Annotated in this window: 23 protein-coding genes and 5 tRNA genes; 15 read left to right on the forward strand and 13 right to left on the reverse strand. The window is 70.3% G+C overall.

Going from position 1 to position 24,407, the window contains the following annotated elements; all coding sequences use genetic code 11:
- The first annotated feature begins 44 nt into the window (after positions 1–44).
- Positions 45–1,403 (forward strand): hypothetical protein, encoded by a 1,359-nt coding sequence (locus AQI88_RS29085; protein WP_067004821.1) that lies wholly within the window; start codon positions 45–47, stop codon positions 1,401–1,403.
- Positions 1,404–1,432: 29 nt separating this feature from the next.
- Here AQI88_RS29085 and AQI88_RS29090 read toward each other — a convergent pair whose 3' ends face one another.
- Complete coding sequence (locus tag AQI88_RS29090) at positions 1,433–1,693, reverse strand: MarR family winged helix-turn-helix transcriptional regulator (protein WP_067004823.1); 261 nt, start codon at positions 1,691–1,693, stop codon at positions 1,433–1,435.
- Between AQI88_RS29090 and AQI88_RS46125 the strand changes: the two genes are divergently transcribed.
- Positions 1,674–1,847: a hypothetical protein gene (locus tag AQI88_RS46125; RefSeq protein ID WP_159050415.1), complete on the forward strand. Its 174-nt coding sequence runs from the start codon at positions 1,674–1,676 to the stop codon at positions 1,845–1,847. The two genes, AQI88_RS29090 and AQI88_RS46125, sit on opposite strands and share 20 nt — an antisense overlap.
- Here the strand turns inward: AQI88_RS46125 and AQI88_RS29095 are convergent.
- Positions 1,835–2,071, reverse strand: coding sequence for a hypothetical protein (locus AQI88_RS29095; protein WP_067004825.1), 237 nt, complete (start codon positions 2,069–2,071; stop codon positions 1,835–1,837). The two genes, AQI88_RS46125 and AQI88_RS29095, sit on opposite strands and share 13 nt — an antisense overlap.
- A gap of 103 nt (positions 2,072–2,174) precedes the next feature.
- Positions 2,175–2,360, reverse strand: a complete 186-nt coding sequence (locus AQI88_RS29100) for a DUF397 domain-containing protein (protein WP_067004827.1) — start codon at positions 2,358–2,360, stop codon at positions 2,175–2,177.
- 41 nt (positions 2,361–2,401) lie between these two features.
- Between AQI88_RS29100 and AQI88_RS29105 the strand changes: the two genes are divergently transcribed.
- On the forward strand, positions 2,402–2,854 hold the full coding sequence (locus AQI88_RS29105; RefSeq protein WP_067004829.1) for an ATP-binding protein: 453 nt from the start codon (positions 2,402–2,404) through the stop codon (positions 2,852–2,854).
- Here the strand turns inward: AQI88_RS29105 and AQI88_RS29110 are convergent.
- Positions 2,843–3,526, reverse strand: a complete 684-nt coding sequence (locus tag AQI88_RS29110) for an LmeA family phospholipid-binding protein (RefSeq protein ID WP_067004831.1) — start codon at positions 3,524–3,526, stop codon at positions 2,843–2,845. The two genes, AQI88_RS29105 and AQI88_RS29110, sit on opposite strands and share 12 nt — an antisense overlap.
- 121 nt (positions 3,527–3,647) lie before the next feature.
- Positions 3,648–4,253 (reverse strand): YceI family protein, encoded by a 606-nt coding sequence (locus AQI88_RS29115; RefSeq protein WP_067004833.1) that lies wholly within the window; start codon positions 4,251–4,253, stop codon positions 3,648–3,650.
- Between the two features lie 162 nt (positions 4,254–4,415).
- On the opposite strand from AQI88_RS29115, the gene AQI88_RS29120 reads away from it, so the two are divergent.
- From AQI88_RS29120 to AQI88_RS29130, 3 genes are all read left to right on the forward strand, one after another.
- Complete coding sequence (locus AQI88_RS29120; RefSeq protein ID WP_067005031.1) at positions 4,416–6,752, forward strand: polysaccharide lyase 8 family protein; 2,337 nt, start codon at positions 4,416–4,418, stop codon at positions 6,750–6,752.
- Positions 6,753–6,906: 154 nt separating this feature from the next.
- Positions 6,907–8,502, forward strand: a complete 1,596-nt coding sequence (locus tag AQI88_RS29125) for an acyl-CoA carboxylase subunit beta (RefSeq protein WP_067004835.1) — start codon at positions 6,907–6,909, stop codon at positions 8,500–8,502.
- 57 nt (positions 8,503–8,559) lie between these two features.
- Positions 8,560–8,757, forward strand: a complete 198-nt coding sequence (locus AQI88_RS29130) for an acyl-CoA carboxylase subunit epsilon (RefSeq protein ID WP_067004837.1) — start codon at positions 8,560–8,562, stop codon at positions 8,755–8,757.
- Between the two features lie 146 nt (positions 8,758–8,903).
- Here the strand turns inward: AQI88_RS29130 and AQI88_RS29135 are convergent, their stop codons facing one another.
- The 8 genes from AQI88_RS29135 to AQI88_RS29170 form a co-directional block, all read right to left on the reverse strand.
- The gene (locus AQI88_RS29135; RefSeq protein ID WP_026248371.1) at positions 8,904–9,485 is read right to left on the reverse strand and encodes a GTP-binding protein; all 582 of its coding nucleotides are present in this window, start codon (positions 9,483–9,485) and stop codon (positions 8,904–8,906) included.
- Positions 9,466–10,035, reverse strand: coding sequence for a DUF742 domain-containing protein (locus AQI88_RS29140; protein ID WP_067004839.1), 570 nt, complete (start codon positions 10,033–10,035; stop codon positions 9,466–9,468). The genes AQI88_RS29135 and AQI88_RS29140 overlap by 20 nt, the downstream gene beginning before the upstream one ends.
- Positions 10,036–10,131: 96 nt before the next feature.
- Positions 10,132–10,545, reverse strand: a complete 414-nt coding sequence (locus tag AQI88_RS29145; protein WP_003993185.1) for a roadblock/LC7 domain-containing protein — start codon at positions 10,543–10,545, stop codon at positions 10,132–10,134.
- Positions 10,546–10,555: 10 nt separating this feature from the next.
- Positions 10,556–13,816 (reverse strand): nitrate- and nitrite sensing domain-containing protein, encoded by a 3,261-nt coding sequence (locus tag AQI88_RS29150; protein ID WP_208615931.1) that lies wholly within the window; start codon positions 13,814–13,816, stop codon positions 10,556–10,558.
- 377 nt (positions 13,817–14,193) lie between these two features.
- Positions 14,194–14,769, reverse strand: coding sequence for a GTP-binding protein (locus AQI88_RS29155; RefSeq protein WP_067004841.1), 576 nt, complete (start codon positions 14,767–14,769; stop codon positions 14,194–14,196).
- Complete coding sequence (locus AQI88_RS29160) at positions 14,750–15,148, reverse strand: DUF742 domain-containing protein (RefSeq protein WP_019058642.1); 399 nt, start codon at positions 15,146–15,148, stop codon at positions 14,750–14,752. The genes AQI88_RS29155 and AQI88_RS29160 overlap by 20 nt, the downstream gene beginning before the upstream one ends.
- Positions 15,149–15,259: 111 nt before the next feature.
- On the reverse strand, positions 15,260–15,673 hold the full coding sequence (locus tag AQI88_RS29165; RefSeq protein WP_037654657.1) for a roadblock/LC7 domain-containing protein: 414 nt from the start codon (positions 15,671–15,673) through the stop codon (positions 15,260–15,262).
- A 9-nt stretch (positions 15,674–15,682) separates the two neighbouring features.
- Positions 15,683–19,456 carry a nitrate- and nitrite sensing domain-containing protein gene (locus AQI88_RS29170; protein WP_107118691.1) on the reverse strand — a complete coding sequence of 1,258 codons (3,774 nt, stop codon included), beginning with the start codon at positions 19,454–19,456 and terminating at the stop codon, positions 15,683–15,685.
- Between the two features lie 566 nt (positions 19,457–20,022).
- On the opposite strand from AQI88_RS29170, the gene AQI88_RS29175 reads away from it, so the two are divergent.
- The 9 genes from AQI88_RS29175 (at position 20,023) to AQI88_RS29215 (ending at position 24,355) form a co-directional block, all read left to right on the forward strand.
- Positions 20,023–20,217 carry a hypothetical protein gene (locus tag AQI88_RS29175; protein WP_067004843.1) on the forward strand — a complete coding sequence of 65 codons (195 nt, stop codon included), beginning with the start codon at positions 20,023–20,025 and terminating at the stop codon, positions 20,215–20,217.
- A gap of 247 nt (positions 20,218–20,464) precedes the next feature.
- Positions 20,465–21,250 carry a fumarylacetoacetate hydrolase family protein gene (locus AQI88_RS29180; protein ID WP_067004845.1) on the forward strand — a complete coding sequence of 262 codons (786 nt, stop codon included), beginning with the start codon at positions 20,465–20,467 and terminating at the stop codon, positions 21,248–21,250.
- On the forward strand, positions 21,243–22,718 hold the full coding sequence (gltX, locus tag AQI88_RS29185; RefSeq protein WP_398697773.1) for a glutamate--tRNA ligase: 1,476 nt from the start codon (positions 21,243–21,245) through the stop codon (positions 22,716–22,718). The genes AQI88_RS29180 and gltX overlap by 8 nt, the downstream gene beginning before the upstream one ends.
- 352 nt (positions 22,719–23,070) lie before the next feature.
- The gene (locus AQI88_RS29190; RefSeq protein WP_107118692.1) at positions 23,071–23,802 is read left to right on the forward strand and encodes an HAD family hydrolase; all 732 of its coding nucleotides are present in this window, start codon (positions 23,071–23,073) and stop codon (positions 23,800–23,802) included.
- A 91-nt stretch (positions 23,803–23,893) separates the two neighbouring features.
- Positions 23,894–23,965: transfer RNA gene (locus tag AQI88_RS29195), tRNA-Gln, on the forward strand.
- A gap of 21 nt (positions 23,966–23,986) precedes the next feature.
- Positions 23,987–24,059, forward strand: a tRNA-Glu gene (locus AQI88_RS29200).
- Positions 24,060–24,088: 29 nt separating this feature from the next.
- Positions 24,089–24,161: transfer RNA gene (locus AQI88_RS29205), tRNA-Glu, on the forward strand.
- A 21-nt stretch (positions 24,162–24,182) separates the two neighbouring features.
- Positions 24,183–24,254: transfer RNA gene (locus tag AQI88_RS29210), tRNA-Gln, on the forward strand.
- Positions 24,255–24,282: 28 nt separating this feature from the next.
- A tRNA-Glu gene (locus AQI88_RS29215) sits at positions 24,283–24,355 on the forward strand.
- The last annotated feature ends 52 nt before the right edge of the window (positions 24,356–24,407 follow it).

Below are 24,407 nucleotides of genomic sequence, written 5' to 3' on the forward strand. Positions count from 1 at the left end.
CGTGTATTTGACCCTTTTCGGGAGGCTTCGGGTAGCTTCGAAGGATGAAGGCCGTCCTGCGGACCCGAAGCCTCCCGGCACTGCTGCTGGCCGCCCTGACGCTCGTGATCGTGACGGCGCTGACGCCCGGCGCGATGGCGGCCACCGGCATCTCCACGATCGCCGAGGCCCTGCGCAAGAGCCCGGTCTACGTCGACCCGGCGGCCTCCGCCCAGTTGCCCGCCGCCGACGCAGACACCCTCGCCAAGCGGATCAAGGACGCGAACAAGCCCCTGTTCATCGCGGTCCTGCCCGCCGGCTACCCCACGAAGAACCTCTTCTCCGGCCTGCGCACGGCCACCGGCGTCACCGGCCTGTACGCCGTCCGCCTCGGCGACCGCTTCGACGCCCGAGCCGACTCCTCGGTCCTCTCGCGCACCGCCGTGCGCAACCTCGTGACCAGCGTCCAGGGCGAGAGCGCCAAGACCCAGCTCACCGACTTCACCGACCGCGCCCTGGCCCACATGGGCGGCCACGCCCCCTCGACCTGGGGTTCCTCCGGCGCGGGCGGCGGGGTGTCCGGTACGGCGCTGATCGCCGCGGGCGCGGTCCTGGCGGCCGGCGGCGCGGGCGCCTACGTGCTGGTCCGCCGCAGCCGCCGGCGGCGCGCCGAGGAGCATCGGGCGGCCCTGGACCGGCTGCGGGTGGTCGTGGACGAGGACATCACCGCCTTCGGCGAGGAACTGGACCGGCTGGACTTCCACCCGGCCGAGGCGGGCGCCGACGACGCCATGCGCGCGGACTACGAGCGGGCCCTGGACGCCTACGAGAAGGCGAAGCAGTACATGGCCGACGCCCGCAGACCCGAGGACGTCCGCTCCGTCACCCAGGCCCTGGAGGACGGCCGGTTCTCCCTCGCCCAGCTCGTCGCCCGCCGCGAGGGCAGCCCCCTCCCGGAACGCCGCCCGCCCTGCTTCTTCGACCCGCGTCACGGCCCCTCCGTCACCGACGCCGGCTGGGCCCCGCCCGGCGGCGCCCCGCGCGAGGTCCCGGTCTGCGCGGCCGACGCCACCCGCCTGGCCGACGGCCGCGACCCGGTGATCCGCGAGGTCGACACCGACTACGGCCGCCGCCCCTACTGGGACGCGGGCCCGGCCTACGGCCCCTGGGCGGGCGGCTACTTCGGCGGCGGCATCCTGCCCGGCCTGCTCGTCGGCACCCTGCTCGGCGGCATGATGGCCACCCCGTCCTACGCGGCCGACTACGGCACCGGATACGGCGACTTCGGCAGCGGCGGCTACGAGGGCGGCGACGTCTCGGGCGCGGACTTCGACGCCGGGGACTTCGGGGGCGGCTTCGGCGACGGCGGCGGCTTCGACGGCGGCGGGGACGGCGGGGGAGGGGACTTCGGCGGGGGGTTCTGACGGTCACCCTTCCTGGAAGAGCATGACGGTCACCCCTCCGGGGAGGGCATCCCGGCCAGCCGTTCCCTCAGCGCCGCCGACGCCGGCACCCCGTGTTCGGTCTCGCCGAGCGCGCCCAGCGCCTCCGCCGGCCAGCCGTCCCGCTCGGCCATGTCCCGCTCCAGCGCCCGCCGCCCCGGCTCGGTGAGGGTGAGCACGGACCGACGCCGGTCCACCGTGTCCGTCTCCCGTGCGATCAGCCCCTCCGCCTCCAGCTCTGCGAAGACCCGCGTGAGCGACTGCGGCCGCAACTGCGCCTACTGGGCGGCCGGAATGACCACCGCCCTCTCCCTCCTCCTCGGCTACTTCGGCCAGGACGCACAGAGCCTCCTGCCCACCCGCCTGTCCGCGATGGCCGACGACGAACCTGAGCACGCTGCCGGGCCCGCGGCTCACGACGCGTGACGCTTGACGACCGGCTGCCGCCGGGTGGCGTAACGCTGACCGGCGGCATGCCACCAGGCGGGCGGCGAGGGCCCGTCGACCAAGGAGCTGGGCTGGTCGGGGTGCAGCCCGAGCCGCCAGAGGGCACGGGCGTCGACGGACACACTGACCGTGCCTCGCCAGTGCCCGTCGGGCTCCCGCCTGCACGCCAGATCCAGCCGAATCTCCTCTTCGGCAAACGGCATCCAGTCGATGCCGCGCTCACGCAGTCAAGCGCAGAGGACGGCGATGGGGTGGAGGCGGCCCGGCACGTTCTCGTACCAGGTGATGGGGACCCAGGCGTTCTCGTCAGTCGCAGGTGACGCGGTCAAGGAAGTTGCTCCAGGTGGTGGAGGAGACGGTGAGGATGGGACCGTCGGTGGTCTTGGAATCACGGACGTGGACGGCGGAGGGGTGGGTGGCGACCTCGACGCAGTTGCCGCCCTCGTTGCTGCTGTAGCTGGACTTGAACCATGCCAATGCTGCGGTGTTCATGACTCTACAAGCAGTCCATTCAGGAGGCGCACGCTCGCCCCATGAACGCAGAACCCCAACACCCCCACACCCGCGAGGCGTTCTACCGCCGTGACCGCAGAACGGTCCGCCTGGCCCGCAAGTTCGCCCAAGAGGCGCTCACCGACTGGGCGTTGGCCGAGCGCAGCGACGACGTGCTGCTCTGCGTGAGCGAGTTGGCCACCAACGCCCTGCTCCACGGCGTCCCCGTGGGCCGCGGCTTCGTCCTGCGCCTGACCCTGCACACCGACGGTGTCCTCCGCGCGGAGGTGCATGACAGTGGCCCGGGCGAAGTCCGAGCCCCGGACGCGGCTCCGGACGCGTCGCCGGAGTCGGAACACGGCCGGGGGCTGCTGCTCGTCGCAGCCCTCGCGGACAAGTGGGGCGTGGGGGAGCGGAACCCGGGCAAGATCGTGTGGTGCGAATGCGCCGTGTCGGGCGGTTGCCGGAGCAGCCCGCGGGATCTACGGCCGTGATCCGAGTGTCACCAGGTGGCCGACGAAGCCGATCTCGACGCCGTCCGCAGTGGACCGCGCCGAGGTGAAACCGGTGTTGGCAGGGAGTTCGACGCGCCACGTGTAGGCGGGCCCGGCATGGACGCCGGGGGTGGTCAGGGTCAGTTCCGTGCCCTGGGCGAGGAGCGTGCCCGTGGTGTTCAGGGTCGTGCCGTTCGTCACCTTGAGGTTGGCCTGCTGGCCGTTGGATCCCGGTGCCTGGGAGACCTGCAGCGGATCCGACGTGTGGGCCAGCCGCGTCAGCGAGTCGGACAGCTCCTTGTACGACAGCGTCAGCGTGCCCTCGGCGAGGTTCGCCTCCGCGCTGCGCGAGGTCATCGAGGTGACCGTCACGCCGCGCAGGTCGATGTGGAGCTTGTCGACGGGCAGGTAGCCGCCCTGTGTGTTGGTTTCGTCGTCGACGTAGAACTTGCCCGCGTCGAGGGAGACATGGTCGAAGTCGCGGGAGAGCGCCTGGGTGAGGAACGGGAAGCCCTCGACGGACACGTGCAGGTAGCCGTCGTTGGCATCGCCGTACCCGTACTTCTCCTTGGCGAGCCGCGCGGCCTCCTGGTCGGCGAAGTGCACGGCCACCCGGTCGGCCACCGTGAAGAGCACGGCGAGCACCACGACCGTGATTGCCAGAACCTTCACCCATCGACGTCGCACGCCGACCCCTCCGCGCTGTTCAGATGTTCGAGTACGTGTCACGAGATCATGTCCCGCGCCCGCGCGCACGGAGGGGTCTTTGCGAAGCGATTACCCGACGAAGGGGTTACTGCTTGATCGCCGAGATGTCGAAGTTCAGCTTGATCTTGTCGGAGACCAGGAAGCCGCCGGTCTCCAGCGCCGCGTTCCAGGTCAGACCCCATTCGGAGCGCAGGATCTCGGCCTTGCCCTCGAAGCCGACGCGCTCGTTGCCGAACGGGTCCTTCGCGGAGCCGTTGAACTCCAGGTCGATGGTGAGCGGCTTGGTCACGCCGAGGATGGAGAGGTCGCCGGTGATGCGGTACTCGCCGCCGCCCAGGGCCTCCGCCTCGGTGGAGCGGAAGGTCATGGCGGGGAACTCGTCGGTCTTGAAGAAGTCCGCGGACTTCAGGTGGCCGTCACGGTCGGCGTTGCCGGTCTCGACGCTGTCCATCCGCACGTCGAGGGTGGCGGTGGACTTGGCGGGGTCCTCGCCGTCCAGGTGCAGCGCGCCGGTGAAGTCGAGGAAGCTGCCCTTGACGTTGGTGACCATCGCGTGGCGGGCGACGAAGCCGATCGTGGTGTGGGCCGGGTCGATCGTGTAGTCGCCGGTGAGTGCGGTCAGGTCGGGGCCGACCGTGGCGGGCGCCGTGGCGGGGGCGGTGGTGCTTTCCTTGCGGCCGAAGATGCCCATGGCGTGCTCCTTGGGGGACTGTGAGGGCTATTTGTTGAACCTTGAACTATGTCAACAAGGACGACCGTAACTCCATTCCGTTCAATGTTCAACATCATCCGCAGGGTGTTGTGACCGTCACGGACTGTCATGGTTCCGCGCTCTGTGGTACAGGCCATGGACATGACTCCCACGCGCCGCACGGTCCTGCGAGTCGCGCTCCTCACGGCGGCTCTCACCGCGACGACGGCGGGCCCGGTCCGCGCCGAGCCCCCCGACCCCTACGACACCCTCCGCCGCCGCTGGCTCGACCTCGCGCTCGGCACCGGCTACGACGCGACCGCCGAGCCGTACGCCTCCCGGCTCGCCCAGCTCGGGGAACTGGCACGGGAGTTCCAGGCCACCATGGCCCCGGCCCCGGACTCCCTCTGGCCCGGCCACCCCTTCGACCCGCCCTCCGGCATCACCTTCAGCTACGGCCGCCTGTGGACCATGGCCCAGGCCCACGTCCAGCCCGGCACCGGCGCCACCGGGGACGGTTCCCTCCTCGCCGACGTGCTCCGCGGCCTCGACCACCTCTCCGCCACCGTCTACAGCCCCGCCACCACCCGCTACGGCAACTGGTGGGAATGGCAGATCGGCAGCCCCCGGCTCCTCATGGACATCACGGCCGCCCTGTACGACCACCTCGGCGCGGCCCGCATCGCCTCGGCCTGCGCGGCCGTCGACCACTTCATCCCGGACGCGATGCTCACCGACTACTCCGGCACCTCCACCGGTGCCAACCGCGTCGACCTGTGCCGCTCCGTCGCCCTGCGCGGCATCCTCGGCCGGGCCGGCGACCGCATCGCGCTCGCCCGGGACGCCCTCTCACCGGTCTTCCCGTACGTCACGCACGGCGACGGGCTCTACGCCGACGGCTCCTTCATCCAGCACACCTGGGTCGCCTACTCGGGGACGTACGGTCAGGTCCTGTTGGACGGCCTCGGCCGGTTCTTCGCCCTGCTCGCCGGGTCGGACTGGGCGGTCACCGACCCGGCCCGGCAGAACGTCCTCGACAGCGTCGAGCACGCCTACGCCCCGCTGATCCATGACGGGTTGGTGATGGACTGCGTCAACGGCCGTGCCATCAGCCGCGGTTACCTGCGCGGCGACGACCTGCACCTCATGCGCAGCGACCACTACCACGGCCAGGCCCTGATCGCGGCCGTCGCCCTGCTCGCGGGCGGCGCGAGCGCGGCGGAACGCGAGCGGTGGTACGGCAGGATCAAGGGCTGGATCGAACGGGACACCGTGACCCCGGTCCTGACGGCCGGTCAGTTCGGCGTGGCCGATCTCGCCCGGCTGCACACGGTCGCCTCCGCACCCGTCCCCGCGGCCCCGGAACCCCTCGGTCACCGCCTCTTCCCGTCCATGGCCCGGGCCGTGCACCGCCGCCCCCGCTTCACCGCCGCGCTCTCCATGGCCGACGACCGCATCGCGCACTACGAGTGCGGCAACGGCGAGAACCCGCGCGGCTGGCACACCGGCTCCGGAATGCTGTACTGGTGGCCGAAAGGGCGTAGCGGTCGGTCCGATCGGTCCGATCAGTACACAGACTGGTTCTGGCCGACGGTCGACTGGTACCGCCTTGCGGGCACCACCGTGTCGACCAAGCGCCTCGCCGACCGGGCCGGCGGCGAGTGGGGCGCCCCCAAGCCGGACGTCCGCTGGGTCGGCGGCACGTCCGACGGCGAGTACGCGGCCGTCGGCCAGCACCTCAAGGGCCTCGGCTCGACGCTTCAGGCCCGCAAGTCCTGGTTCTTCCTCGCCGATGCCGTCGTCTGCCTCGGTGCGGGGATCACCTGCGCCGACGGTGTCCCGGTCGAGACGGTCGTGGACAACCGCAACCTCGGCGAGAGCGGCACCCAGGCCTTCGCCCGTGGCCCCGGCTGGGCCCACCTGGAGGGTCACGGCGGCTGGATCCTGACCAGCGGCGGCGCCCTGCGCACCCTGCGCGAGGACCGCACCGGCGCCTGGTCCGACATCAACGCCACCGGCACGACCGAACGCCGCACCCGCCGCTGGCAGACCCTCTGGCTCGACCACGGCACCGACCCGGCCGACGCCGCGTATGTCTACGTCCTGCTGCCCGGTGCCTCGCGCGCCGAGGTCGCCGCCCGCGCCGCCGACCGCCACTGGCTGTACGTCCTCGGCAACGACGCCCGCCGCCAGGCCGTGGCCGTGCCCTCGTGCGGCCTGAGCGCCGCCAACTTCTGGGTGGCCGGTGCGGTGGGCGACCTGACCGCCTCCGCGCCCGCGAGCGTGCTCGTCCGGCGCCGGGCCCGGACCACTACCCTGTGCGTGAGCGAGCCGCCCCGCACGGGCACGCCGCTGGAGATCGTCTGGGACCGCCCGGTGCGCTCGGTCGTACGGGCCGACGACACCGTGGAGGTCCTCTCCACAGGAGCCCGTCTGAAGCTCCGTGTCACTCCAGGGATGGCATGTGCCACCCACGAATGTGAGGTGGCTCTCAGGTGACGCCTTTGTGGCCCCTCTACAACGCGGGTGGCCCCTGAGCAGTCGGAACGGCTGCACGCGGTTCTGGTTCTGTTCGGTCGTACCAGGAAAACGGGCTGGAGACTGTACGGAGTCGACGGCTCGCAATCCTTGGTGTCCTTCGTAAGGTCGCTACATGACCGTTTTGGAAGAGACGACGGGTGAGCCGGCCGGCGAGCCGACGGACGCGCGCGGACGGGTCGCCGAGCTGCACGAGATCCGTGCGCAGGCTGTGGCGGGCCCCAGCGAGAAGGCGACCGAGGCGCAGCACGCCAAGGGCAAGCTGACGGCGCGGGAGCGCATCGAGCTGCTCCTGGACCCGGGGTCCTTCCAGGAGGTCGAGCAGCTGCGCCGGCACCGGGCGACCGGCTTCGGCCTGGAGGCGAAGAAGCCGTACAGCGACGGTGTCATCACCGGCTGGGGCACGGTCGAGGGCCGCACGGTCTTCGTCTACGCGCATGACTTCCGGATCTTCGGCGGCGCCCTCGGCGAGGCCCATGCCACGAAGATCCACAAGATCATGGACATGGCCATCGCCGCGGGCGCGCCCCTGGTCTCCCTGAACGACGGCGCGGGCGCCCGTATCCAGGAGGGCGTCAGCGCGCTCGCCGGCTACGGCGGCATCTTCCAGCGCAACACCAAGGCGAGCGGCGTCATCCCGCAGATCTCGGTGATGCTGGGCCCGTGCGCGGGCGGCGCGGCCTACAGCCCCGCCCTGACCGACTTCGTCTTCATGGTCCGTGAGACGTCCCAGATGTTCATCACCGGCCCGGACGTGGTCAAGGCCGTCACCGGCGAGGAGATCACCCAGAACGGCCTCGGCGGCGCGGACGTGCACGCGGAGACCTCGGGCGTCTGCCACTTCGCGTACGACGACGAGGAGACGTGCATCGCCGAGGTGCGCTACCTCCTCTCGCTGCTCCCGCAGAACAACCGCGAGAACCCGCCCCGGGTGGACTCGTCGGACCCGGCGGACCGCCGCAGCGACGTCCTCCTCGACCTGGTCCCGGCGGACGGCAACCGGCCGTACGACATGACCAAGGTCATCGAGGAGATCGTCGACGACGGCGAGTACCTCGAAGTCCACGAGCGCTGGGCCCGCAACATCATCTGCGCGCTGGCCCGCCTGGACGGCCAGGTGGTCGGCATCATCGCCAACCAGCCGCAGGTGCTGGCCGGCGTCCTGGACATCGAGGCGAGCGAAAAAGCTGCGCGCTTTGTCCAGATGTGTGACGCTTTCAATGTTCCGATCGTCACCTTCCTGGACGTGCCGGGGTTCCTCCCCGGTGTCGACCAGGAGCACGGCGGAATCATCCGCCACGGCGCGAAGCTGCTGTACGCCTACTGCAACGCGACCGTGCCGAGGATTTCGCTCATCCTGCGCAAGGCGTACGGAGGTGCCTACATCGTCATGGACTCCCAGTCGATCGGCGCCGACCTCACCTACGCCTGGCCCACCAACGAGATCGCCGTGATGGGCGCGGAAGGCGCGGCCAACGTCATCTTCCGCCGTCAGATCGCCGACGCCGAGGACCCCGAGGCGATGCGGCAGAAGATGGTCAAGGAGTACAAGGCCGAGCTGATGCACCCGTACTACGCGGCGGAGCGTGGTCTGGTGGACGACGTCATCGACCCCGCCGAGACCCGCGAGGTCCTGGTCAAGTCCCTGGCGATGCTTCAGTCCAAGCACGCCGACCTGCCGTCCCGCAAGCACGGCAACCCCCCGCAGTAACCGAGCGGACCCGCCGCGGCAACCCCGCGGACCCCTTTCTCACGGAGACTGACACCCATGACCACTGCCGACATCCGCGTCGAGAAGGGCCACGCCGACCCGGAGGAAGTCGCCGCCATCACGGCCGTCCTCCTGGCCCGCGCGGCCGCCCAGTCCGAGCCCTCGGCCCAGACGCACCGCGGCCGCGCAAAGGCCGGCTGGCGCCGCCTGGAGCGCGAGCCGGGCTTCCGGGCACCGCACAGCTGGCACGGATAGGCTGCGCCGCTCAGCAGGTTCTTCAGGGCCCCTCTGCTTCAGAGGGGCCCTTCTTGGTGTGCAGGTACAGGAAAGAGATGCGCCGCTGCGGCGGAACGCAGAAGGGCCCTCCCCACACGGGGAGGGCCCTTCTGCAAGGCAGTCGGCTAGCGCAGGCGTGCCATCAGGGCGTGCTCCACCAGCGTGATCAGCGCGCTCTTGGCGTCCGCGCGGTGGCGGGCGTCCGTCGTGATGATCGGGGTGTCCGGGCCGATCTGCAGGGCTTCGCGGACCTCGTCGGGGTTGTACGGCTGGTTGCCGTCGAAGCCGTTGAGGGCGATGACGAAGGGCAGGCCGCTGTTCTCGAAGTAGTCGACCGCGGGGAAGCAGTCGGCCAGGCGCCGGGTGTCGACCAGGACGATCGCGCCGATCGCGCCGCGCACCAGGTCGTCCCACATGAACCAGAAGCGGTCCTGACCGGGCGTACCGAAGAGGTACAGGATCAGGTCCTGGTCCAGGGTGATACGGCCGAAGTCCATGGCGACCGTGGTGGTCGTCTTGTCTCCGGTGTGGGTGAGGTCGTCGATGCCGGCCGAAGCGGACGTCATGACGGCCTCTGTGCGCAGCGGGTTGATCTCCGAGACGGCGCCGACGAACGTGGTCTTGCCCACGCCGAAGCCGCCCGCCACCACGATCTTCGCGGAGGTGGTGGAGCGGGAAGGACCGCCGCTAGAGCTTGCGAAGTCCACTGAGCACCCTTTCGAGCAGTGTCACGTCTGGCTGGCCACCGGCGTTCTCGTCGCCGCCGGGCTGATGGATGGCGACCAGGCCCGCCTCCGCCAAGTCGGCGACGAGGATCCTGGCCACGCCGAGGGGGATGGTCAGCAGCGCCGAGATCTCGGCGACCGACTTGATCTCCCGGCACAGGTTGCAGATCCGCTGATGCTCGGGCAGCTGGCCCTGCATCTGGTGCGGAGCGGCGGTGGTGTGCACCAGTGCCTCGATGGCGAGCTGGTAGCGCGGGCGGGTCCGGCCGCCGGTCATGGCGTACGGACGCACCAGGGGGTTGTTGGCAGCGGTCGCCGGCGCCGGCTCGGGACGGCGCTGGGGCTGGACCGGCTGGATGCGCGGGGCCGGGGGCTGGTCGTACGGCGACGGGCCGGGGCCCTGCGGAGCGTACGGCTGCCGGTGGCTCGGGGCGGAGGGGAAGTTGTACCGGTTCGACGAACCGTCACCCTGGCCCTGGGCAGGGCCGTACGACCAGTTGCCCGGATTCGAACCGCCTGGGGGTGTTGCCACTTTCTCTCCTCCTCCGACTGCGCCGGGCGCCCATCCCTGTGGAGCCGCGTCCCGAAACCTTACGGCCACGGGACGCGAATACGCACCGTCTGACTGTTAGTTGAGAAGGCTTCCCTGGAGTTCCGCACGGAGATCCGGGGTGAGAACCGTGCCCGCACGGTCCACCAGAAGCGCCATCTCGTACCCAATGAGGCCGATGTCCGCCTCGGGGTGCGCAAGAACCGCGAGCGAGGAACCGTCGGATACGGACATGATGAACAGGAATCCCCGCTCCATCTCCACAACCGTCTGGTTCACCGCGCCTCCTTCGAAGATCCGGGAAGCGCCTGCCGTCAGCGACGTCAGACCGGATGCAACGGCCGCGAGCTGGTCGGCGCGGTCGCGGGGGAAGCCTTCGGACATCGCCAGAAGGAGTCCGTCGGCGGAGACCACCACCGTGTGGGACACCCCCGGGGTGTTGTCCACGAAGTTGGTGATCAACCAGTTCAGGTTCTGTGCCGCCTGGCTCATCGGGCTCACACTAACGCTCCTGGTTGTAGGTGCTGTCAGGACCGAAGCCCTGGCCGTTCGTTTCACTGCCTGCGCTGCGTCCGCGCTGGACGCCTCGACGCAGGTTGCTCAGCCTGCCCCGGACGTCCTCCGGGGCGCGGGAGACCGCAGGGCCTCCCTGAGGGGTGCTCTCGGCGGCGCCCTCGACCAGGTTGGCCTTGGGTACCCGCCGCGGCAGGCCGGAGGAGGTGACTCCACCCGCCTTGGGCTTCCGGAGCTGCGAGGCCTGCTGCCAGCGCTCGTCGTTCGCCGAACGCCAGCTGCTGTCGCCGCCCGCCGCCGGAGTGTTCCCGGGCGCGGGAGCCGGCGTTTCCCGCTGCACGCGCGCCGTGCCGTTCGAGGCACTCGAGCCGTTGGATCCGCTCGCGCTGGATCCGCGGCGGGGCAGCCCGGCGTCGGTCAGCTGGTGGGCGGCGGGAGAGGCCGTTCCCGGACGGTCGAAGCCTACGCGGTTCCGCTCACTCGCGTCACCGGCCTGCGGAGATTCCGCTTCCGGAGCGTACTGGGCCGGATACCCGTTCTGGTAGCTGTCCTGCTGCGGCCAGTCGTCCTGGTAGGGCTGGTTCTCGTAGGAGCCGAAGCCGTCGGACGCGGAGGCGTGCGTCGGCGCGTGCTCCTCCTGGGCAGGTTCCGCATACGCGGGATCGGGGTAGCCGCCGCCGTTCGGGGCGAAGCCGTCGTTGCGCGGCAGGCCGCCGTTCGGCGCGTAGTACTGGCCGTCGTACGACTTCTCGTACGGCTCCTCGTACGCGGTGGGCTGCTGCTCCTCGTACGTCTGCTCCTGGTACGCCGGCTGCTCGGTGTAGCCCGTGCTGCTGCCGTCGTAGGCGGCCTGCCGGGCGTCGAACTCGTCCGCGTACGCGTTCTGCCCCGCCGTCTCCGGCTGCCCGGGCTGCTCGCCGTGGGTCTGGGCCTCCAGGGTCGCGCGGCGCTCCTCGCGCATCAGCGAGCGGCCGACGGGGTCCAGGTCGCGGATGTCGTCAGGGACCTCGGAGTAGCGGCTGTCGTCGAAGCCCAGCTCGGCGGCGGTGCGCAGCGGCGGCGCCAGCTGGCCGAAGCTCTCACCCTGGAACTGCTGCTCCGGGATGATCTGGGAGACCGTGAACTCATCGCGGTCCAGCGGCGCCTCGCCGCCACCGCCGTGCGTGATCGCGTCCGGCAGCATGACCAGGGAGGTCGTACCCGCCTGCTCGCCCGAGGGACGCAGCTGGACGCGGATGCCGTGCCGGTCGGACAGCCGGCCGACCACGAACAGGCCCATGCGCTGGGAGATCGCGGCGTCCACGGTCGGCGGGTTGGCCAGCTTGTGGTTGATGTCCGCGAAGTCCTCGGCGGTCAGGCCGATGCCCTTGTCGTGGATCTCGATCATGATGCGGCCGTCGGGGAGACGGGTCGCGGTGACGCGGACCTTGGTCTGCGGGGAGGAGAACGTCGTCGCGTTCTCCAGCAGCTCGGCGAGCAGGTGCACGAGGTCGGTGACCGCGCGGCCGTGGATCTCGGCCTCGGGGACGCCGGACAGCTCGATGCGCTCGTACTGCTCCACCTCGGAGGAGGCGGCGCGCAGCACGTCGACCAGCGGGACCGGCTGGTCCCAGCGGCGGCCGGGCTCCTCGCCGGCGAGGACCAGGAGGTTCTCGCCGTTGCGGCGCATACGGGTCGCGAGGTGGTCCAGGCGGAAGAGGTTCTCCAGCTGGTCCGGGTCGGCCTCGTTGTTCTCCAGGTCGGTGATCAGGGTCAGCTGGCCCTCGATCAGCGACTGGTTGCGGCGCGACAGGTTCGTGAAGATCGCGTTGATGTTGCCCCGCAGCAGGGCCTGCTCGGAGGCGAGCCGGACCGCCTCGCGGTGGACCTGGTCGAAGGCGCGGGCGACCTCGCCGATCTCGTCCTTGGTGGTGATCGGGATCGGGGCGACCCGGGTGTCGACCCGGCCGGGGTCGGTGCGGGAGAGCTGGTCGACCAGCATCGGCAGGCGCTGCTCGGCGATGCCGAAGGCGGCGTTGCGCAGCTGCCGCATCGAGCGGGACATCTGGCGGGCCACGGCACCGGCCAGGATGAACGCGAGCAGCAGGGCGACGACGACCACGGCACCGGTGGTGATCGCGGAGTTCTTGGCGTCGTCGGCGATGGACGAGGCCTCGTTCACCGCCTTGTCGGCCAGATCCGACTCGATCTGGCGGTAGGCGTTGTACCTGAGGGTGTTGACCGCCCACCAGTTGTCGACGGTGATGCCCTTGGCGGCGAGCCCCTCACGGGTGAGGACGGTGGTGTCCTTCAGCGTGGCCAGCGCCGAGATCATCGTGGTCGGGTTGGACGGCGGCGGGACGTAGTTCGGGTTCTTCTGCTTGGCCGCCGTGGCCATGGCGGCCCCGTCGGTCTTCATCTTCGTCTCGGCGTCGGCCAGCTTCTGCGCGTCCGCGTCGGTGCCACCGCCGAGGTACTCCTCCTTGGCGATGCGCTCCAGGTAGGCGTACGAGGACAGGGACACGCGCTGGGTCGCCAGGTTCGGGGCGTCCGGGCCGGGCTTGACCAGCAGGTGCGTGCCGATCGACCGCTCCAGCGAGAGCGCCGCCTTGGTCAGCGAGATGGCGTAGACGGTACGGCCGTAGGAGGTGATGTTGCCGGTGCCCAGACCGAGCTCGTTGGCGAACTCCATCAGGGGGTGGCTGACCTCGACGTAGCCCTCTTCGGTCTGCACGCCGGTGAGCTTGGGGGTGAACGCGGCCTGGCGCAGCACCGTCAGCTTGGGCTCGGCAGCGCGGAAGAGCCTCAGCCGGCGCTCCAGGCCGGACTTGTGCGGCATGTTCTGCGCGGCCTGGTCGAAGGCGTCGGCGGCCAGGTCCGTCTTCTTGCGGGCGTCGGTGACGATCTGCTTGTTCTTGCTCAGCAGGATCGGCGCCGCGGTGACGTCACGCTCGGTCTCGAGGGCGTCGGCGTAGCCGAGGGCGGCGCGCACCAGGCGGGCGGTGTTCTCCGCGTCACGGGCCTGCTGCCAGGTGTCGATCGAGTTCTTCACCTGGAAGCCGCCCATGACGAGACCGACCGCCACGGGTATGAGCAGAATCGCGTTCAGTCTGGTCGGCACCCGCCAGTTGCGCGGGGAGAAACGGCCGCCGCTCTTCGCGGGTGTGGCCGCCGGCTCCGCACCGGGCACAGGGGTGGGCGCCGCAGCGCGCGGCGGCGGGGTGAAGTTGCCCCGCGCCGACGGCTCGGGACCGTTCTTGCTTCGCCTCACTCGACCAACAACCTCTCGGCGGTCGGCACCTACGTCGTGCCGCAGTCTCTCAGAGCCCGGTTCGTCATCGACCATGGAGTACGTCATTGACTATTGGGCAGTTCAGGCATTCCAGCACGTGGACCAGCGCACTTCCAAACAGTGGAAACCCTGGAGCGACGCTCTTGTAAGCACCAGATAAAACGGTCATAAAGAACGAGCCCCGCCAAAAGGCGGGGCGTTTGTGAGCACAGCGGCACCGTTCGACCGCGTCGCGTGGTGACGCCGGGGGATTCCTCTGCCGAACTGTTATGAACACCGGAGCCGACCGTGTCAAAGGCCACAGTCGGCTCCGAACCCTTTACGACAACTGCCGTATGACGCGTCGTACTTGAGTGCTACCTCAGCCGTGCCATCAGGGCGTGCTCCACCAGCGTGATCAGCGCGCTCTTGGCGTCCGCGCGGTGGCGGGCGTCCGTCGTGATGATCGGGGTGTCGGGGCCGATCTGCAGGGCCTCGCGCACCTCCTCGGGCTGGTACGGCTGCTGCCCGTCGAAGCCGTTGAGGGCGACGACGAACGGCAGACCGCTGTTCTCGAAGTAGTCCACGGCCGGGAAGCAGTCGGCCAGGCGCCGGGTGTCCACGAGCACCACCGCGCCGATCGCGCCGCGCACCAGGTCGTCCCACATGAACCAGAAGCGGTCCTGACCGGGCGTGCCGAAGAGGTACAGGATCAGGTCCTGGTCCAGGGTGATACGGCCGAAGTCCATGGCGACCGTGGTGGTCGTCTTGTCTCCGGTGTGGGTGAGGTCGTCGATGCCCGCCGAGGCGGACGTCATGACGGCCTCTGTGCGCAGCGGGTTGATCTCCGAGACGGCGCCGACGAACGTGGTCTTGCCCACGCCGAAGCCACCCGCCACCACGATCTTCGCCGAGGTGGTGGCCCGGCCCGCGTCAGAGCTTGCGAAGTCCACTGAGCACCCTTTCGAGCAGCGTCACGTCAGGAGCGCCACCGTTGTTCTCGTCGCCGCCCGGCTGGTGGATGGCGACCAGGCCGGCCTCGGCGAGGTCGGCCACCAGGATCCGGGCCACGCCGAGCGGCATGGCCAGCAGCGCGGAGACCTCCGCGACCGACTTGACCTCGCGGCACAGGTGGCAGATGCGCTGGTGCTCCGGGAGCAGCCCCATGAGCGCTGCCGGGTCGGCCGTGGTGCTGATCAGCGCCTCGATGGCGAGCTGGTAGCGCGGCCGGGTCCGGCCACCGGTCATCGCGTACGGACGTACCAGCGGCTGGTCGCCCTCGTCCCCGTACGGCTCCGCGTACGGATCATGAGAGGCGGTGGGCGGGGTCATGAATCCTCCGGGCGGGACAGCAAGTCGGTCAGTCGTGCCGTCTGACGTGGCCGGTGGGGGGATTGTGGCGGCCGGACGGTGTTTTCGTGAGGTGGGTGGTGCCGGGGCAGCTCAGTGGAGCAGACTGCCCTGGAGTTCGGCGCGCAGGTCCGGGGTGAGAACCGCACCCGCGCGGTCGACGAGCAGTGCCATCTCGTAGCCGACGAGACCGATGTCGCACTCGGGGTGGGCCAGCACCGCGAGGGACGACCCGTCCGAGATGGACATCAGGAAGAGGAAGCCGCGCTCCATCTCCACGACCGTCTGTGCCACGGTGCCGCCCTCGAAGATCCGGGACGCCCCGGCCGTGAGGGAGGTCAGCCCGGACGCGACGGCCGCCAGCTGGTCGGCGCGGTCCCGCGGGAAACCTTCGGACATCGCCAGCAGAAGGCCGTCGGCGGAGACCACCACCGTGTGCGACACCCCGGGGGTGTTGTCCACGAAGTTGGTGATCAACCAGTTCAGGTTCTGTGCCGCCTGGCTCATCGGACTCAACTAACGCTCCTGCTGGTGAGTGGGGCTCGGGTAGCTGCCGGTCTGGCCGGTGTTGGCCTGCCGACCCTGCGCGATACCCCGACGGAGATTGGTCAGCCGGCCACGTACGTCATCAGGCGCACGCGAGACCTGCGGACCGGTTTGGTGCTGTTGCTGCTGAGCCGTGCCCGGCACGAGGTTCGCCCGGGGCACCCGGCGCGGCAGGCCGGAGGTGGTGATGCCGCCCGCCGCGGGCTGCCGTACGCGCTCCGCCTGCCGGACGAGTTCGTCGTTGGGCGAGGTGCGCCAGGAGCCGGTGGCGGAAGCAGAACGCTGCGGAGCCGGTGCGGGCGCCTGCGGCTGCTGCTGCGCGGCCGCCGGGACCTGGGTGTTGTCCGGCTGACCCTGCTGGCTGCCGTGGAACCAGTTGGTCTCCAGCGTGTCGTACAGCGGGGTACGGCCGTCACCCGGGCCGGCGGCCGGAGGCAGGGCCTCGGGCTCCTGGCGGGCCGGACGCTGCGGGGCCGACGGGCGCTGGGCACCGAAGTCGCCGCGGCCGCCCGGCTGCGGGCGCTCGAACTGACCGGTGTTGGCCGGGCCCTGGCCCGGGCGGCCGGGCAGCGCGTGCTGCCCGGTGGAGCCGGCGTCGTAGGCCTGCGGGGCCGCGAACTGGCCGGTGCTCTGCGGGTCCCGCTGGCCGGGGGCCTGCGTGCCGAAGATGTCCGAGCGGACGAACTGGCCGTTGTTGTCCTGCTGGCCGAACTGGCCGCCGTCCTGCGGGGCGAACTGGCCGCCCGCCTGCTGGGTGCCGGGGCGGGCGAACTGGCCGGTGTTCTGGGAGCCGCCCGCGCCGTTCACGTCCGGGCGCGGGAACTGGCCCGTGGAGCCGTCCAGGCCGAAGTCCGGGCGGGGGAACTCGCCCGTGGCGGCCGGGCCCTGCGCGTCGCTGCGGGGTATCGCCGGTATCTCCGCGGTCGCGCCCGGGCCCTGGCGGTCGTCGATGCGCGGCATGCGCGCGGTCTGCGTCGGGTCCTGCTCGTCGTGGCCGCGCGGGGTGTCCAGCGAGGCACGGGAGAGCGGGGCCTGGGCGTTGTCGCTCCAGCCCGGGGTGCGCGAGGGCTGGTTGCCGCCGGGCAGCTCGGCCCGCGGGCCGCCGCGCGGCGGCAGCTGGGGCTGACGGTCCTGGTCCGAGGCGCCCGCGCCACCGCGCGGCGGGACCGGGCCACGGCCGCCGAAGGCGTCCTGCTGCGGTCCGCCGGCGTTCGTGGCCTGCAGGCCCTGCGCGGCACCCGGCGTCTGACCGCCGAAGCCGCCCGCGCCCGTACCGGCGGGGACCTGACGGCCCTGCTGCGGGGCACCCGGACCCTGCGGGCCGCGCACTGCGCCCGGCGCACCCGGACGGCCGCCCTGGCCGGCGCCGGGCAGCGCGGCCCGGGGGCCCTGGGCGGAGCCGACCTGGCCGCGTGGGCCGGGACCGGCACCGAGGAGTCCACCACCGGACGGCGCACCGCCGAGGGCACCGCCCGGGCCGTTGTTGCCGTTGCCCCGCCGGGCGGCGGCGGCACCGGCCGCGGCCTGCGCGGCGGCGGGACCACCGGTCGCCACCGGGGCGCCGGGCTTGCCCGGAGCGGGCTTCTTGCCGCCCTGGGCGACATCGACGGGCAGCATGACCAGCGCGGTCGTACCACCGGAGTCGGAGGGGCGCAGCTGGATGCGGATGCCGTGGCGCTGCGACAGACGGCCGACCACGAACAGACCCATGCGGCGGGAGACGGAGACGTCCACGGTGGGCGGCGAGGCGAGCCGCTCGTTGATCGCCGCGAGGTCCTCGGGGGAGAGGCCGATACCGGTGTCGTGGATCTCGATCAGCACGCGGCCGTCGGGCAGCGCGTGACCGGTGACCTTGACCTTGGTCTGCGGCGAGGAGAACGAGGTCGCGTTCTCCAGCAGCTCGGCGAGCAGGTGCACGAGGTCGTTGACCACGCGGCCGGCGACCTCGGTCGTCGGCACGGCGGCCAGCTCGATGCGCTCGTACTGCTCCACCTCGGAGGCGGCGGCACGGAGCACGTCGACCAGCGGGACCGGGCGGGTCCAGCGGCGGCCCGGCTCTTCACCGGCGAGGACGAGGAGGTTCTCACCGTTACGGCGCATACGCGTGGCGAGGTGGTCGAGCTTGAACAGGGAGGACAGCTGGTCCGGGTCGGCCTCGCGGGACTCCAGCTCGGAGATCAGCGACAGCTGGCGCTGGATCAGACCCTGGGAGCGGCGCGAGAGGTTGGTGAACATCGCGTTGACGTTGCCCCGCAGCAGGGCCTGCTCGGCGGCGAGGCGGACCGCCTCGCGGTGCACGTCGTCGAAGGCCGCGGCCACCTGGCCGATCTCGTCCCGGGAGTGCACACCGACCGACTCCACGGACGTGTCGACGTCCTGCGGGTCGGACTCGGACAGCTGCTTGACCAGCTCGGGCAGGCGGTCCTGGGCGACCTTGGTCGCGGTCTCCTGGAGGCGGCGCAGCGAGCGGATCATGGACCGGGCCACGACGAACGCGCCGACCAGCGAGATGCCGAGCACGAGCAGGATCAGCGCACCGGAGATGATCGCGTCGCGCTCGGAGGCGCTGCGCAGCTCGCGGGCCTTCTGCTCCATGTCCTCGAGCAGCGAGTGCTCGATCTTCTTCATCTGGTCGATCTTGGTCGTGCTGTCGTCCACCCAGTCCTTGTAGGAGCGGGCCGGCAGTCCGTCGAGGCCGTCGCGGGACTCGAGGGTGCGCTTGGCGTACAGGTCCGAGGCCTGGATGGTCGGGTTGCCCTCCTCGATCGGCTTGAGGAGTTCGTCCGGGTTCTCGCTGCTGTAGATCTTCCGGAAGATCGCGATCTGGGAGCCTTCGCTCTCGAACGCCGACTCGCCGTAGAGGCGGTCGTTCTCGGAGAGCTTGCCCTTGGCGGTGTTGCTGGAGGTCAGGGCCGCGGCGATGACGGCTCGCTGCACGGAGGCGTACTCCTTGGCGGTGGAGAAGGCCGCCAGGGCGCGGGTGCGCGAGATCATCTCCGGGTTGCTGGACGCCTCGGCCATGGACTGGGAGAGGTCGACCAGCTGGGTGATCAGCCGGTGGTACGACTCGACCGTCTGCGTCGAGTTGTTCTTCGACTGGTAGGCGGTCCGGCGGATCTTGGCCAGGTCGTCCAGCTGGTTGGCGAGGCTCACGAGCGTGTCGCGGACACCCTGGAGGTTGCCGTCCTTGCTCGCCGCGTCGATCTGCTCGGAGGCGTTGAGGAAGTTGTCGCGGGCGCGGTCGGTCTTGTCCTGGTAGCCCTTGACCTGGTAGTCGGTCGACGTCAGGCCGTGGGCCAGCGGACCGGCGGACTGGTCGCGCTCGTCCTGGAGCGCCTGGGCCAGCTCGGTGGCCTGCTTGGTCATCTCCGTCAGCAGCTTCATGTTGTCGAGCTGCTGGATGTCGTTGATGTTCTGGTCGATGCGCAGTGCACCCAGCGAGGTCGCCGCGACCACGGGGAGTGCGAGCAGCGACACCAGACGCGTGGAGATGCGCCAGTTGCGCAGGGCCATGCGCGCACCGGGGCCGGACGAGCCCTTGGCGGGCTTCACGGCCGGGGCGGGGGTGCCGGCCTTCGTGGTGTTGGTGGGGGACGACAGGCCGGGGCGCCCGCCGCCGTCTCCGGACGGGGCCGTGCCCGGGCCCGGGTTCTGGGCGTGCTGGGGCGAGGAACCGCGGTCGGTCCCGCCGTGCGCCTCCGGCTCCGCCGAAGCGCTGCCATCCCTCTTGAAACGTCCCTGCACTAGCGTCGCAACCTCTGGACCAGGCACCCCTTCGCGCGAACGAAGGGACACAGTGTCGGCGTCTGTGGAGAGCGCCCTGAAAATACGCCCCCCGGTCTTGAGTGACCGGCGCTGGATCCCCCTAACTCGCCGCCACTCGGCGCTGCTGCGCCCCCTGCGCGCCGGCTCGATCCCGCGGCGGTCCGTGGAATTCCAGCACAGTGCCGGATCTCCAACAAGGGCCGTACCCCGAGCTGTGACCTCCGTGACGGGTTGTGAGGGACGGATTACGAGCTGTGGAGGCCGATTCCCTGCAAAACGGGCGTAACTCTACGAGTTGGCGCCCGGTGTCAGGTGTCCCAGTCGCCATGATCAGGAGCGGAATGGTGGGTTCAGGGAGTCAATGTCCGTTTCGTTGCGGAGAGTTGCGGGCCGGAATTGACCGGTTTGCCCATGGATTCGTGAGCAAACTCACATACAGATCATGGGCACTTCCCGTCTGTGACGGGGAATCGGATGTTTAGCCTGACGCTTTACAAGATGAATGACTCTGGCAACCCCACTCACGAGGCCACAGGACGACAACGGTGAAGACGACGATGATGTTCCGCAACATAGCCAACCCGCGGCGCACGACGCTGGCGCACCTCGAGGACGCCGACGAACTGCAGACGCCCGAGGTGCCGGAACACTCCGTCGACCTCCCCGCCCAGACCGCCAACCCCAGGCGCACGGTCCTGATGGAGGTCCCCGTCGGCGCGGCGGCTCCGGCCGGCGAGTAGCCGACGGGCACCCTGCCCGCAGAGCGCGGCCCGGAGATCACGCATTCGCGACGGTCCTCCCGGCCGCGCTCGGCTTTTTCCACGTGATTCCTGCACGCGGAAACTCCGGAATTCAAAAAACCGCTACGACGGTTTCCGGGCCCGGGAAACACCGGCACGGCCGCTGCGCTGACCGAACGCCGGGGGGTCCGACCGGTTAACCTGGGGCGTCAGTACGCCGGTTCTCAGTGAGGGGCGCAAAGATCCCGTGCGCATCGCCAGGTTCTCCATCGACGGGAACGTAGCCTTCGGCGCGGTCGAGGGCGACAAGCAGGACGAACTCGTCCTCGACATCATCAAGGGCATCCCGTTCACGGACTACGAGCTGTCCGGGACGAAGGTGCCGCTGAGCAAGGTCAGGCTGCTCCCGCCGGTGCTCCCCAGCAAGATCGTGGCCTTCGGCAGGAACTACGGCGAGCACGCGCGCGAGCTGGGCAACGAGGTGCCCGACGCCCCGTTCGCCTTCTTCAAGCCGTCCACCTCGGTGATCGGCCCCGGCGACGAGATCCAGTACCCGCCGTTCTCGCAGGAACTGCACCACGAGGCCGAGCTGGCCGTCGTCATCGGCCGGATGTGCCGCGAGGTGCCGCGCGAGCGCGTCAAGGACGTGATCTTCGGTTACACCTGCGCCAACGACGTCACCGCCCGCGATGTGCAGAAGCGCGAGAAGCAGTGGGCCCGGGCCAAGGGCTTCGACACCTCCTGCCCGCTCGGCCCCTGGGTGGAGACGGACCTGGACCTGGAGCGCGCAGGCGACCTGACCATCCAGCTCACCGTCAACGGCGAACAGCGCCAGCTGGGCCGCACGAGCGAGATGATCCACTCCATCGAGGACCTGGTCGTCAACATCTCCGAGGCCATGACCCTGCTGCCCGGCGACGTCATCCTCACCGGCACCCCCGCAGGGGTCGGCCCCCTGCACGTCGGCGATGAGGTCGCCGTCACCATCGAAGGCATCGGCACTCTCACCAACAAGGTTGTCAAGCGTGGCTAGCGCACCCGTCCGCGTACGTTTCTGTCCGTCGCCCACCGGTAACCCCCACGTGGGCCTGGTCCGCACGGCCCTGTTCAACTGGGCGTTCGCCCGGCACCACCAGGGCACCCTGGTCTTCCGCATCGAGGACACCGACGCGGCCCGCGACTCGGAGGAGTCGTACCAGCAGCTGCTCGACGCGATGCGCTGGCTGGGCTTCGACTGGGACGAGGGCCCCGAGGCCGGCGGCCCGCACGCGCCGTACCGCCAGTCGCAGCGCATGGACCTCTACAAAGAGGTCGCCCAGAAGCTCCTGGACGCCGGTCACGCGTACTACTGCTACTGCTCCCAGGAGGAGCTGGACACCCGCCGCGAGGCCGCCCGCGCCGCCGGCAAGCCCTCCGGCTACGACGGCCACTGCCGTGAGCTGAGCGCCGAGCAGGTCGAGCAGTACAAGGCCCAGGGCCGCACCCCGATCGTCCGCTTCCGGATGCCCGACGAGACGATCACCTTCACGGACCTGGTCCGCGGCGAGCTGACGTTCACGCCGGAGAACGTGCCGGACTACGGCATCGTCCGCGCGAACGGCGCCCCGCTGTACACGCTGGTGAACCCGGTGGACGACGCCCTGATGGAGATCACCCACGTCCTGCGCGGCGAGGACCTGCTCTCCTCCACCCCGCGCCAGATCGCCCTGTACAAGGCGCTGATCGAGCTGGGCATCGCCAAGCAGATCCCGGCCTTCGGCCACCTGCCGTACGTGATGGGCGAGGGCAACAAGAAGCTCTCCAAGCGCGACCCGCAGTCGTCCCTCAACCTCTACCGCGAGCGCGGCTTCCTGCCGGAGGGCCTGCTCAACTACCTCTCCCTGCTCGGCTGGTCCCTCTCGGCCGACCAGGACATCTTCACGATCCCCGAGATGGTCGCGGCCTTCGACATCGCCGACGTGAACCCCAACCCGGCGCGCTTCGACCTGAAGAAGTGCGAGGCGATCAACGCCGACCACATCCGCATGCTCGATGTGAAGGAGTTCACCGAGCGCTGCGGCCCGTGGCTGAAGGCGCCGTTCGCCCCCTGGGCGCCGGAGGACTTCGACGAGGCCAAGTGGCACGCGATCGCCCCGCATGCCCAGACCCGCCTGAAGGTCCTCTCCGAGATCACCGACAACGTCGACTTCCTGTTCCTGTCGGAGCCGGTCTTCGACGAGGCCTCGTGGACCAAGGCGATGAAGGAGGGCTCGGACGCCCTGCTCCGCACGGCCCGCGAGAAGCTGGAGTCGGCGGACTGGACGTCGGCCGAGTCCCTCAAGGAGGCCGTCCTGGCCGCCGGCGAGGCCCACGGCCTCAAGCTCGGCAAGGCCCAGGCCCCGGTCCGCGTGGCCGTCACCGGCCGCACGGTCGGCCTGCCGCTGTTCGAGTCCCTGGAGGTCCTGGGCAAGGAGCAGACCCTGGCCCGCATCGACGCGGCCCTGACCAGGCTCGCGGCGTAACGAACGCCACACGCCCAGGGGCGGCCACCCGGAGACTCCGGGTGGCCGCCCCTGGGCGCATCGATCACTGTGCGTCGGCTTCGTCGATGAGGTAGGCGCTCTCCTCGAAGATCTCCAGCACGACGACGACCATGATCGCGCCGGCCACCATGCACTCCAGCATCACGCCGGGAGCCACGTACGCCTTGCGCAGGTGTACGTCGCACGGGCCTCGACGGTGAACCGGACGCGGTACCCGGTCATGGCAGTGGCTCGGTCTTTCGCCCGACGGTCCCGCCACGCTGCGGCATCCGTTCACCCCTGGACCCCGGAATCCGGCGCACATACTCCGCCCCGGCGCTACCGTCGGATCATGAGCATCCGAGCCGTGGTCTGGGACGTGGACGACACCCTCTTCGACTACACGAGCGCGGATCGTGAGGGCATGCGTGCCCATCTTGCGGCGGAGGGGCTGCTCGCCGGATACGGCACCCCGGAGCAGGCCCTCGTGCGGTGGCGGGAGATCACCGACCGGCAGTGGGCGCGTTTCTCGGCGGGGGAGGTCTCCTTCGAGGGGCAGCGGCGTGAGCGCGTGCGGGTCTTCCTCGACGTGGAGCTGTCCGACGCCGCGGCCGACGCCTGGTTCCAGCGTTACATCGGTCACTACGAGGCCGTCTGGAGCCTGTTCCCGGACGCGCTGCCCGCCCTGGACGCCCTCGCCGCCAGCCACCGGCACGCGGTGCTGTCCAACTCCAGCCTCACGGTCCAGGAACACAAGCTGCGCACCCTCGGCGTCCGCGACCGCTTCGAGAGCGTGCTGTGCGCCGCCGAGCTGGGCGTCTCCAAGCCGGAGGCCGGGGCGTTCCTCGCGGCCTGCGAGGCGCTGAGGCTGCCCCCGCACGAGGTGGCGTACGTGGGCGACCACCCGGAGATCGACGGGCGGGGCGCCGCCGAGGCCGGGCTGCTGTCCGTCTGGATCGACCGCGGCGGGCCCTACGCGCAGGGCGCGGACGCCGTGTTCGCGCACCGGATCTCGACCCTCGCCGAACTCCCCGCGCTCGTCCGCACGGATACCCGTTTTGGAGCCCCGTCCACCTTCGGGTAATGTTCTTCCTGCGCCGCCGGGGAGCGGGCCGAAAGGCCGGGAACCGGAGGAGCAAACTAGAACGAGAACCCCGCAGGGGGTTGAGTTCCAGTGGCCTATGGTGTAATTGGCAGCACGACTGATTCTGGTTCAGTTAGTCTTGGTTCGAGTCCAGGTAGGCCAGCTCGCAGAGCTCATCTGCAAAGCCCCCGTTGTGTAGCGGCCTAGCACGCTGCCCTCTCAAGGCAGTAGCGCCGGTTCGAATCCGGTCGGGGGTACTGATCCTGATCTTGTCGGGATCGCTAGGGCCCCCGTTGTGTAGCGGCCTAGCACGCCGCCCTCTCAAGGCGGTAGCGCCGGTTCGAATCCGGTCGGGGGTACTGACTGGTCTAAACCATCATTGGTCTATGGTGTAATTGGCAGCACGACTGATTCTGGTTCAGTTAGTCTTGGTTCGAGTCCAGGTAGACCAGCTCGGACCTGCGGAAACGCAGTGTCCACGCCCCCGTTGTGTAGCGGCCTAGCACGCCGCCCTCTCAAGGCGGTAGCGCCGGTTCGAATCCGGTCGGGGGTACAAGAGGAAGGCCCTTCGCTTCGGCGGGGGGCCTTCGTCGTGTCCGGCGCCG

The organism is Streptomyces cellostaticus, from assembly GCF_001513965.1.
GTDB lineage: Bacteria > Actinomycetota > Actinomycetes > Streptomycetales > Streptomycetaceae > Streptomyces > Streptomyces cellostaticus.